Raw genomic sequence first — 10,022 nt, forward strand, 5'->3', positions numbered from 1 at the left:
GTTTCAGCGGCGGGACAGGACACCGGGCCACCAGGTGGGGGGTCCCGCGTCCCGCACGATGGCGGGGACCAGCAGCGAGCGGACGAGCAGGGTGTCCATCAGGACGCCGAACGCCACGATGAACGCGATCTGGACAAGGAACGCCAGCGGGATGACGGAGAGGGCCGCGAACGTCGCGGCGAGCACCACGCCCGCCGAGGTGATGACGCCGCCGGTCGTGGTGAGCCCCCGCAGGACTCCGTCGCGCGGGCCGTACCGCAGGGACTCCTCGCGCGCCCTGGTCATCAGGAAGATGTTGTAGTCGACGCCCAGGGCGACCAGGAACACGAACCCGTACAGCGGAACCGACGGGTCGGTGGCGGTGAAGCCGAGCAGGTGCTGGAAGACGAGCGCGGCGACGCCGAGGGTCGCCAGGTAGTTGAGCGCGACGGTCGCGACGAGCAGCAGCGGCATCACCAGGGAGCGGAGCAGGACGATCAGGATCACCACGATGATGCCGAGGACGACCGGGATGATGACGGTCCGGTCGTGCTCTGCGGCGGCCAGGGTGTCGGCCTGCTGGGCGGTGTAGCCGCCGACGAGCGCGCCGGCCCCGGGAACGGCGTGCAGCCTGTCCCGCAGGCGGTCGACGGTGTCCCGGGCGGCTTCGGTGTCGGCGGCGGACTGCAGCGTGACGTCCACCAGGACGCGGCCGTCGACCACGAGGGGCGCCCCGCCCCGCGTCCGGGGCCTGACCTCCGAGACGCCTTCGACCTGGCCCGCGGCGTCGACGACCTGCGGCAGCGCGGGCGCGTTGGTGAGCACCACCGCCGGGTTGCCCGACCCGCCGGGATAGTGCGCGTTGAGGACGTCCTGCGCCGTCACCGAGGGGGCCTCGCCCACGAACGTCTCGCTCAGCGGCACCCCGTGCGTGCGGAGGGTGGGCATGAACGCGGCGCAGGCGACCAGCACGATCAGGGAACCCGCCCAGACGCGGCGCGGACGGCGGTCCAGCAGGCGCGCGACCCGCTCCCAGACGCGGTGCCTGGACGCCCCGTCGCGGTCGGGGTGCGGCCGGGCGGGCCAGTACACCGAGCGTCCCAGCAGGAGCAGGGCGGCGGGCAGGAAGGTGAGCGCGCTCAGCAGCGCGCAGGCGATGCCGATGGCGCCGACCGGCCCGAGCGCCCGGTTGTTGGACAGGTCGCTGAGCAGCAGGGCGATCAGGCCCATGGCCACGGTGCCGGCGCTCGCGGCGATGGCGCCCGCCGACCGGCGCCACGCGTGCAGCAGCGCCGCCGCCCGCGGGGCACCGCCGGCGAGCTCCTCGCGGAACCGGGCGGACAGCAGCAGCGCGTAGTCGGTGCAGGCGCCGATGACCAGGATCGACAGGATGCCCTGCACCTGGCCGTCCACCGTCACCGTGTCCTGCCTCGCCAGGTAGTAGGCGATCGCGCTGGCGAGGCCGAGGGCGAACACCGACCCGAGGATGATCACGAAAGGGAGCAGGAGGCTCCGGTACACCAGCAGCAGGATCAGCAGGACGACGAGGACCGCCACGCCGATGAGCATCGTGTCGACGCCGGAGAACGCGTCGGACAGGTCGGCCTGGGTGGCCGCGGGTCCGGCCACGTACGCGCGGGTCCCGGGGACCTTCGCTGCGGCCGCGCGGATGTCGTCCACCGTGTCCTTGCTGTGCTCGCCCACATCGGACCGGACCTGCACGACACCGGTCAGCGCCGCCCCGTCCTTCGACGGCACGACCGGGGACGGCGCACCGGTGACGTAGGGGATGCCCCGCATCGAGGCGAGCGTGCGCTGCGCCGCCGCCCGCTGCTCGGCCGAGACGCCGCCCTGCCTGGCCGTCCACACCACGATGGCGGGGATCGTCTGGTCCTTCTCGAACGCGGCCTCCTGTTCGAGGACCTGCGTCGATTCGGCGCTCTGCGGCAGGAACGACGACTGCTCGTTGGTGGCGACCTCACCCAGCTTGCCCGCGTACGGGCCGAGCGTCCCGCCGATGACCAGCCAGGCCGGCAGCAGCGCCAGGGGCAGGATCCAGCGGACGGCTCGCGATGTGACCATGACCTTCCCGGCGGCGTCGAGGCGGACCCCCGCCTACCTTCCCGGACGGAGGCGGGCAAACATGATCGCCGCCGGTGCGGGTCAGGCCCCCGCCGGGGCGGGGAGGGTCGGCCACACGAACGCGTGCGTGTACCAGGCGGCCGCGCCGCCGACCGCGCGGCGCCGGCCGTAGGTGACGGCGATCGCCGCGAGGTGCGAGCCCGGACGGCGGTCGGCGGCCGAGTCGTGGATCTCGCCGAGCAGCAGCCGCGCGGGCTGGTGGAGTTCCAGCCGCAGCACGAGCGGGCCGCGGCAGCGGGTGGCGGTCCGCGTCGCGAGGTCCTGGATCAGCGGCGCCACGCGGTCGGCGAGGCCGGCCGCGGCCGGGCCGAGACCCCACGACTGCAGGGCGCCGCGGATGATGCCCCGGACGTTGCCCACGGCCGCCCGGCCGCTCGGCAGTTGCCAGCGTCCGGCGAGCAGGTGCGGTTCCGGGGTGGCGGGCGCGGGGACGGTGTTCATGTACCTCTCCGATCACGAACATGCTCGGGCCGACGGGCCCTCCCGGCCGGCGAGCACGGGGCCGGAGCACAGTCGTAGCCTCTTGTGCCCGGTCTCCCCGTGCTCATGCACCGTATGCGAGGTCTACCCACGCAGGGGCCCGTCAGACCATTGTCGGCGGATCCGCGCTCCAGCGGGAGTCGTCGAGCGGTTCGGCGCACCCTTCGTTCATCACGCCTGCCTGGCGGGCTTGTCGCGGAGCCGCTCGACGGGGTGCGGGCCGTCGGTCTCCAGCCGGTACTCGTCGCCGAACTTGTCGCGGTGCTCGTCGATGACGCGCTCCTGCGCGCCCCGCTCGGCGTTGATCCTGTCCTGGTACGCCTCGAACCGCTGGTGGGCCTCCTGGACGTACCCGGTGCCGAGCGTCGTCCAGTCGATCTGGGTGGCGAGCAGCTCGCGGACCAGCTCCTTGTTGGGCTCGAAGGTGACCGGCTCGGGCAGCTCGGGGGCCAGCACGCTCTCCGGGTCGCGGCCGTCGTGGCGGCGCATCAGGTCGCAGGCGATGCGCAGATGCTCCAGTTCCATGTTCAGGTGCAGCTCCCAGATGCCCTTGACGCGCGGGTCGGTCTCGGTCTGCATGAACGAGTAGTACATGTAGCACTCGTTGTACTCGTGGTTGACCAGCCGCTCCCACCAGGTCTCGCCCGGGTCGACCAGCGACTCGTAGTGCGTGACGTGCTCCTCCTCCACCAGGCCGATCTCCTGGTAGAGCTGCCGGGCGATCGGCTCCATGTAGAGCGGGCCCATGTTCATGTAGAAGTTCATCGTCTGCTGCTCGGCCGACATGATGGTCAGCGCGTGCAGCTTGGAGATGGGCGCGGCGGCGTTGCGGTCGTAGGGCTGGCGGACGTTGTCGATCGGGTCGCGGTGCTGCAGGTATCCGGGCCGTCCCGGCATGACCTCGGTGAGCTGGTCGACGATCTTCTCGGCCTTGCGGTGCTCGATGATCTCGTACAGGTTGGCGTACCGGTACAGGTGGTCGAAGTCCTCCAGCAGCCCGAAGTTGTAGGACTGCTTGAGGTAGGGGTCGGGCTCCATGCGGGCCACCCACCCGGTCAGGTCGACCGCGACCTGCTCGTAGGCCAGCGTGGTCTCCAGGACCGACGCCTGGCCGGGCAGCAGCCAGTTGACGACCTTCTGCTGCTGCGCCTCTATGTAGCGGACGCTCGCGAGCTGCTGCTTGACCTCGGGGTCGGGGCTGATCCGGGCGAAGTGGTGGCTGAACATGATGGCCTCCACCTCGATCCCGTTCATCGCGATGATGCGGCACCGGGTGTAGGGATCGGAGTGGTCGGGGTCGACCGGCGCGACGTCCAGCTGCGCCCAGTTGCGCAGCTGGTCCTCCAATGGGATGCCGCGGTGCTCGAGCGGGTTGAATGCCACCAGGCTCACCCTTTCCTTCGGCTGTCGGACTGCTGTGGACTGCGCCCCTACCCGGGGAGCCCGGTTCCGCACGGGCTTCGCGCCGTGATTCCGGATTGCCGACGGGGTTTTTGCTCATGCCCCGTCCACGGCCCGCTTACCGGGGGCGGCCCGGGGTACCCCACCCGTCCGGCCGTCGTCGGGACGGCACGCCACCGAGGGACCGAGGAACACACCGATGCAGACCACACCCCGGAACGCCGAGACGACCGGAGACGTCATCGACCTGCTGAGGGCCCAGCACGGGCGGATCAGGGACCTGTTCGACGAGGTGATGGGCTCCGACGGCGACGAGCGGAGGAAGTCCTTCCAGGAGCTGGTCAAGCTGCTCGCCATCCACGAGACGGCCGAGGAGGAGATCATCCACCCGGTCGCCCGGCGGCTGCCCGGCGGCGACGGCATCGTGGACGAGCGGCTCGCCGAGGAGCGCCAGGCCAAGGAGCTGCTGTCGGAGCTGGACGGCATGGACGTCGACGACCCGCGCTTCATGAAGTCCCTCGACAAGCTGCGCATGGACGTGCTGACCCATGCCCGCGCCGAGGAGCGCTACGAGTTCGACCGGCTCAAGGACGAGTTCAGCCCCGCCCAGCTGAGGGGCTTCGCCGCCGCCGTCCGCGCCGCCGAGGCCACCGCCCCCACCCACCCGCATCCGGGCACCGAGACGGCGACCAGGAACATGCTGGCCGGGCCGTTGGTCGCGATGGTCGACCGGGTCCGCGACATGATCCGCGACGCGCGGGACAGGTGACCGCCGGTCAGCAGTGCTTGATCCAGGAGCACTCCACCTGCGGGCCCGCCTGCGTGGTCCTGGTCCGCAGTACGGACGAGGACGTGCCGCCGGCGAGGCGGACCGCGATCCTGTCCTCGATGTCCTTGGGCGCGCCGCCCGCGTAGCCGTTGAGGATCACCGAGAAGACCAGCCGGCGCCCGGCCTTGTCGGTCACGTAGCCCGACAGGGCCGTGGCGCCGGTCAGCGTGCCCGTCTTCGCGTGGACGTTCCCGGCGGCGGGCGTGCCGCGCATCCGCGACGTCAGCGTGCCGCCCACCATGCGGTCGGGGTCGCCGGCGACCGGCAACGCCCGGTACCAGACCGGGAACCAGCGCGCCTTCCGCACCCGGCCGAGCGCGGTGCTCACGTCCCCGGCGGTCGTGCGGTCGAGCCGCGACAGCCCGGACCCGTCGGCCATCTCCAGCCGCGCGGACGGGACGCCGAGGGAGCGGGCGTACCGCTCGATGACCGGGAGCCCGGCGTCCCAGCTGCCCTCGCCCTTCGCCTTGCGGCCGATCGCCTTGACCAGGATCTCGGCGATCATGTTGTTGCTCAGCTTGAGGAACGGCACCATCAGGCGGGACAGCGGCATGGACTCGCGGGAGGCGATCCGCGCCGCCCGTGCGGGCGTCCGGCCGCGCCCGGTCGTGCCCTTCACCTGGACGCCGTGGGCGCGCAGCGCCTTGCGGAACACGTCCGCCGCGTACATCGTCGGCTTCCGCACCGTGCGCAGGGTGGTGAAGGTCGTGGCGCCCGCCGGATAGGAACCTGTCACCACGAGGGTGTCGCTGCCGTTGGCCCGGTCGATCGACAGCGTGGACGACGAGCCCGGCCGTCCCGTGACCGCCCTGTTGTCGATCTTGAGGACGTCCGTGGCCGGGGCGAGCCCGACCCGGACGGGCTCCCCCTCCTCGCCGGGCGTGACCGACACGCTGACCGAGCCGGTGTCGAAGTCGTCGTTCGGCGCGACGTTGAGCGCGGAGATGGGCGCCGCGTAGTAGTACTGCAAGTCGGTGGGGTCCCAGTGGGACGGCGTCCGGACGTCGTCGAACCAGGTGTCGTCCGCGACCAGGTCGCCCTCCACCCGGCGGATGCCCTTCGCGGCGACCTGGGCGGCGAGCCGGTCGTAGTCGGCGGCGCGCATCGTCGGGTCGCCGGTGCCCTTCAGGTACAGGTCCCCCTTCACCGACGGACCGGACACCTTTCCGGCGTGCACGCTCGTGCGGAACCGGTACCCCGTCCCGAGCAGCGACAGCGCCGCGCTGGAGGTGTAGATCTTCAGGTTCGAGGCCGGCAGCACCGGCGCGGCGGCCCCGCGCGAGTACCGCACCGCGCCGGTCCGCGCGTCGCGCACCACCGCGCCGACTGCGGCGCCGTCGAGCCGCGGGTCGGCGAGGATCGCGTCGAGGTCGCTCCGCAGGTCGCTTCGCAGGTCGCCCGGCGCGGCCGCCCGTGCGGGGACGGCCGGCGCGGTGAACGCGACGGCGCCGGCGAGCAGCACGGCCGAAACGCGCACGACATGATCATGCATGGGGAGAGCGTAAACGAAGACCGCACACGAGTCAGCCGTTCCAGTAAACCGTGGCTTTGCTAGCGGGGTGCGGGCTCGGCCAGGCGGCGGAGCAGGGCGACCAGCCGGTCGCGTTCGTCCGGCCGGAGCCGGCCGAAGAGCCGCTCGCCCACCTCGGCGCCGGCGCGCCGCCCGCTCTCCAGCGTCCGGCGGCCCTCGGCGGTCAGCGTGATGGAGTGCGCGCGCCTGTCCTCCGGCACCCGCTCGCGCCGGACCAGCCCGCCGCGTTCCAGCTCGTCGACGATGCGCACCATCGTGGACTTGTCGATGCCGGTCAGGTCGATGAGGCGCCGCTGGCTGGACGGCCCGTACATGTCCAGGGCGACCAGCATCGTGAACTCGCGCACGTCGATGCCCAGCGGGCGCAGCTCGTCGTTCATCGCGGCGCGGCTCCGGCCGTGCGCGGCGGCCAGCAGCATGCCGAGCCCCACGTGCCGCGCGGCGGCGTCGCCCTCCTCGGCCAGGATCCGTTCGAGCAGGTCGTCCAGCATGGCCTCATGGTAGGGCGTCCTGATATAGTCTCATCTGAGACTTTCTCTAGTGAGAGTAGCGTGGGCGGCGCAACGAGCAGAGGGAGAACACCCATGCCCGACATGACCCGCCGGCGCGCCCTTCAGCTGTCCGGCCTGGCCGCCGCCGCAGCGACGGTCGCCGTGCCACGGAGCGCCGCGGCCGCCCCGGCCGCCCCCAAGACGTCGCGCGGCAGGATCGACACCCACCACCACGCCGTCCCGCCCGCCATGCGGCGCTGGGCGGTCGAGCAGGGACTGATCCCCGAGACGGGCGGGCCGTCCTGGGCCCAGTGGACCCTGTCGAGCACGCTGCGGACCATGGACGCCAACGGCATCGCCGCGGGCGTGGCGTCCGCCCCGGTGCCCGCCGAGGTCTTCCTCGACCGGGCGGCGGCCGCCTCGGGCGTCCAGGTGTGCAACGAGTCGCTCGCCGAGCTCGCGCGCGACCACCCGACCCGGTTCGGCTTCTTCGCCAACGTGGCGATGCTCCACCCGGACCTGGCCGTCGCGCAGGCCGCCCACGCGCTGGACGACCTCGGCGCGGACGGCGTCCTCCTCAACACCTCCGCCGACGGCCGCTACCTCGGCGACCCGATGTTCGAGCCGCTGTTCGCCGAACTCGACCGGCGCCGCTCGGTCGTGTTCGTCCACCCGGTCGCCCCCAAGGGGATCGTGGAGGCGCCGCAGGTCGGGGACTGGCTCGCCGACTACCTGCTCGACACCGTCCGCACCGCGCTCAGCCTCATCGCCGCCGGCACCCTCGACCGCCACCGCCGCGTGTCGGTCGTCCTGTCCCACGGCGGCGGCTTCCTGCCGTACATGGCGGGCCGCGCCGAGCGCTCGCACCGGGAGGACGACGGCCCGTACCCGGGGAACATGCGGTCGGCACTCCGCCGCTTCCACTACGACACGGCCCTGCCGACCTCCCCTTACGCCAGCCCGACCCTGCTCAGCGCCGTCGGCGCGGACCGCGTCCTGTTCGGCACCGACTGGCCCGCCAACACGGCCCCCGAGGTCGCCCTCAACACCCGTGACCTCGACCGCGACCCGGCGATCGACCACCGCGCGCACCGCGCCATCACCCGGACCAACGCCCTCCGCATCCTGCCGCGGCTGGCCGCCCGCCTCCCCCGCTAGGCCGCCCGGCGGAGCCACGGCCGCGGGACGACCACGGACCCCGCGGCCCCGGCTCCGCCGTTCTAGTGCCGGACGCGGACGACGAGCTTGCCGGTCGCGCGGTTGTGCTCCATGTCGTCGTGGGCCTGCCTCACCTGCTCCAGGCCGTCGTAGACGCGGTCGACGGGAAAGGCGAGGCGGCCCGCCGCGACCGCGTCGAGGATCTCCTGGAAGACGTCCCGGGGCAGGTCGTCGACGTCGCCGAAGTAGCCCGCCAGGCGCACGCCCCTCGGGATGTACTCGTTCGGTGAGAAGTCCCGCACCGTCCACTGATTGGAGAGGCTGCCGGCGAAGCAGGCCGTGCCGTGCACGCGCACCGCGCGCAGGGTGTCGGGCAGGGTGGGCGTCCCGACGAGATCGAGTGCGGCGTCGACACCGTCCGGGAAGAGTTCGCGTACGGCGGGCGCGACCTCGCCGGTGTCGAGCAGGGGGTGGTCGATGCCGCGGTCCGCCAGGAAGGCGAGGCGGCCGGCCCGGCGCGTGGTGGCCAGCACCGTGGCGCCGCGCCAGGCGGCCAGCGCGGCGGCGGCCAGGCCCACCGAGGAGGTGCCGCCGCGGATCAGGACGGTCTGACCTGGCTGCAGGTCCAGGCCCGTGGTCAGGGAGCCGTAGGCGGTCTGCACCATCTCCGGCAGCGCGCCCAGCACCTCCCAGGGCAACTCGGTGTCGACCGGGATGACCTGCGACAGCGGCACCGACGTGTACTCGGCGTAGCCGCCGTCGTAGGTGCGGCCCATGTCCCCCATCATCGCGACGACCTTCTGACCGGCGGCGAGCCCGCTGCCGGCGGGCGCCGCGTCGACGGTTCCGGCGGCCTCGATGCCCGGCACCCGGGGGAAGGTGACGCCCTCGCTCACCCCCAGCCGCAGCTTCAGCTCCGAGCGGTTGACGCCGAACGCCTCGACGCGGACGCGCACCCAGCCGTCCCGGACGGGCGGGAGCGGGAGCGTGGCCGGCCGCAGGTCGTCCACCGGGCCCGGGCCGGAGAGGCGGACCGCCCGCATGGTGGTCGATGAGGACGTCATCGGCGTCACCTTCCCTTCCGCGCCAGATCAACCGGAAGGCTCTGCCGCCGCATTCCCGCCGCGGGGACGATCTAGAGGGCGGTGGCGGTCCGGATCAGGGCGGCCAGGGCCCGGGAGCGGCTGTGCGGCGGCCAGGCGATCACCGTCGTCACCTTCGGCGCGTCCAGGACCGGGACGGCGGCGAGGCCGTCGCGCAGGTACGCCCGGCACGACTCGGGGAGGACCGCCGCGGCGCGGCCGAGCGCGATGAGCTGCAGCAGCTGCGCGTGGTCGCGCACCTGCGGGCCGGGACCGTCCGGGTAGGCGCCGTCGGCGTCCGGCCAGCGCGGCAGCGGCAGGTCGGGGAGATCGGTGACGTCGGCCATCCGCAGGCGGGTCCGGGCGGCGAGGGGGTGCCCCGAGGGCAGCAGCGCCACCTGGTCCTCCGTGCGCAGCTCCTCGGTGTCGAGCCCGGCGGTCGAGTCGAACGGCAGGTGCAGCAGCGCCACGTCGGCCCGCCCGTCGCGCAGCAGCCGCTCCTGCTCGCCGGGCCCGCACAGCAGCACGTCGACGGCGATCGCGCCGGGTTCGGCGGCGTACGCGTCGAGCAGCTTCGAAAGCAGCTCGCTGGACGCGACGGCCTTCGTGACCAGGACGAGGCGGGGCTCGGCACGGGCGGCGCGGCGGGTGCGCCGCTCGGCGGCCGCGACCGCGTTCAGAGCCGCCCGCCCCTCGCGCAGGAGCACCTCCCCGGCCTCCGTCAGCGCGACGGCCCGGTTGGTGCGTTCGAGCAGGGTCACCCCGAGGCGCCGCTCCAGCTGCTTGATCGCCCGCGAGAGGGGCGGCTGCGCGATGCCGAGCCGCTCGGCGGCCCGCCCGAAGTGCAGCTCCTCGGCGACGGCGACGAAGTACCGCACCGTCGGCTCCATCACGCGGCAGAGCGAGCCCGGCGCCGAGACGGGCCCGAT

The 10,022-nt window shown here is 73.1% G+C and carries 9 protein-coding genes; 2 read left to right on the plus strand and 7 right to left on the minus strand.

The features are described from left to right. Nucleotides 1–3: 3 nt before the first annotated feature. From ACIWVC_RS10560 to ACIWVC_RS10570, 3 genes are all read right to left on the minus strand, one after another. Entirely contained in the window at nucleotides 4–2,061 is a 2,058-nt protein-coding gene (locus ACIWVC_RS10560; protein ID WP_396449021.1) for an MMPL family transporter, read from the minus strand. An 81-nt stretch (nucleotides 2,062–2,142) separates the two neighbouring features. Then, entirely contained in the window at nucleotides 2,143–2,562 is a 420-nt protein-coding gene (locus ACIWVC_RS10565; protein WP_396449022.1) for a hypothetical protein, read from the minus strand. A 210-nt stretch (nucleotides 2,563–2,772) separates the two neighbouring features. Continuing rightward, nucleotides 2,773–3,993, minus strand: coding sequence for a hypothetical protein (locus ACIWVC_RS10570; protein ID WP_396449023.1), 1,221 nt, complete (start codon nucleotides 3,991–3,993; stop codon nucleotides 2,773–2,775). Between the two features lie 208 nt (nucleotides 3,994–4,201). Between ACIWVC_RS10570 and ACIWVC_RS10575 the strand changes: the two genes are divergently transcribed. Beyond that, on the plus strand, nucleotides 4,202–4,771 hold the full coding sequence (locus tag ACIWVC_RS10575) for a hemerythrin domain-containing protein (RefSeq protein WP_396449024.1): 570 nt from the start codon (nucleotides 4,202–4,204) through the stop codon (nucleotides 4,769–4,771). Nucleotides 4,772–4,778: 7 nt separating this feature from the next. Here the strand turns inward: ACIWVC_RS10575 and dacB are convergent, their stop codons facing one another. Continuing rightward, nucleotides 4,779–6,323 carry a D-alanyl-D-alanine carboxypeptidase/D-alanyl-D-alanine-endopeptidase gene (gene dacB, locus ACIWVC_RS10580; protein ID WP_396454075.1) on the minus strand — a complete coding sequence of 515 codons (1,545 nt, stop codon included), beginning with the start codon at nucleotides 6,321–6,323 and terminating at the stop codon, nucleotides 4,779–4,781. Between the two features lie 59 nt (nucleotides 6,324–6,382). Further along, complete coding sequence (locus tag ACIWVC_RS10585; protein ID WP_396449026.1) at nucleotides 6,383–6,853, minus strand: MarR family winged helix-turn-helix transcriptional regulator; 471 nt, start codon at nucleotides 6,851–6,853, stop codon at nucleotides 6,383–6,385. A gap of 93 nt (nucleotides 6,854–6,946) precedes the next feature. Here ACIWVC_RS10585 and ACIWVC_RS10590 point away from each other — a divergent pair, with 93 nt between their 5' ends. Next, on the plus strand, nucleotides 6,947–8,011 hold the full coding sequence (locus tag ACIWVC_RS10590; RefSeq protein WP_396449027.1) for an amidohydrolase family protein: 1,065 nt from the start codon (nucleotides 6,947–6,949) through the stop codon (nucleotides 8,009–8,011). Between the two features lie 62 nt (nucleotides 8,012–8,073). Here ACIWVC_RS10590 and ACIWVC_RS10595 read toward each other — a convergent pair whose 3' ends face one another. Together ACIWVC_RS10595 and ACIWVC_RS10600 are read right to left on the minus strand one after the other, a co-directional pair. Next, nucleotides 8,074–9,075: a zinc-binding dehydrogenase gene (locus tag ACIWVC_RS10595; RefSeq protein ID WP_396449028.1), complete on the minus strand. Its 1,002-nt coding sequence runs from the start codon at nucleotides 9,073–9,075 to the stop codon at nucleotides 8,074–8,076. A 71-nt stretch (nucleotides 9,076–9,146) separates the two neighbouring features. Beyond that, on the minus strand, nucleotides 9,147–9,983 hold the full coding sequence (locus tag ACIWVC_RS10600) for a LysR family transcriptional regulator (RefSeq protein WP_396454081.1): 837 nt from the start codon (nucleotides 9,981–9,983) through the stop codon (nucleotides 9,147–9,149). Nucleotides 9,984–10,022: the final 39 nt, after the last annotated feature.

Origin of the sequence: Actinomadura sp., from assembly GCF_044508335.1 — a bacterium.
In the GTDB taxonomy this organism is placed as follows: Bacteria; Actinomycetota; Actinomycetes; order Streptosporangiales; family Streptosporangiaceae; genus Spirillospora.

What these genes read in the sequence shown, in the direction of transcription:
- ACIWVC_RS10585 (WP_396449026.1), bottom strand. Translation starts at nt 6,853, where the DNA reads ATGCTGGACGACCTGCTCGAACGGATCCTGGCCGAGGAGGGCGACGCC.
- dacB (WP_396454075.1), bottom strand. Translation starts at nt 6,323, where the DNA reads ATGCATGATCATGTCGTGCGCGTTTCGGCCGTGCTGCTCGCCGGCGCC.
- ACIWVC_RS10560 (WP_396449021.1), bottom strand. Translation starts at nt 2,061, where the DNA reads ATGGTCACATCGCGAGCCGTCCGCTGGATCCTGCCCCTGGCGCTGCTG.
- ACIWVC_RS10575 (WP_396449024.1), top strand. Translation starts at nt 4,202, where the DNA reads ATGCAGACCACACCCCGGAACGCCGAGACGACCGGAGACGTCATCGAC.
- ACIWVC_RS10595 (WP_396449028.1), bottom strand. Translation starts at nt 9,075, where the DNA reads ATGACGTCCTCATCGACCACCATGCGGGCGGTCCGCCTCTCCGGCCCG.
- ACIWVC_RS10600 (WP_396454081.1), bottom strand. Translation starts at nt 9,983, where the DNA reads ATGGAGCCGACGGTGCGGTACTTCGTCGCCGTCGCCGAGGAGCTGCAC.
- ACIWVC_RS10565 (WP_396449022.1), bottom strand. Translation starts at nt 2,562, where the DNA reads ATGAACACCGTCCCCGCGCCCGCCACCCCGGAACCGCACCTGCTCGCC.
- ACIWVC_RS10590 (WP_396449027.1), top strand. Translation starts at nt 6,947, where the DNA reads ATGCCCGACATGACCCGCCGGCGCGCCCTTCAGCTGTCCGGCCTGGCC.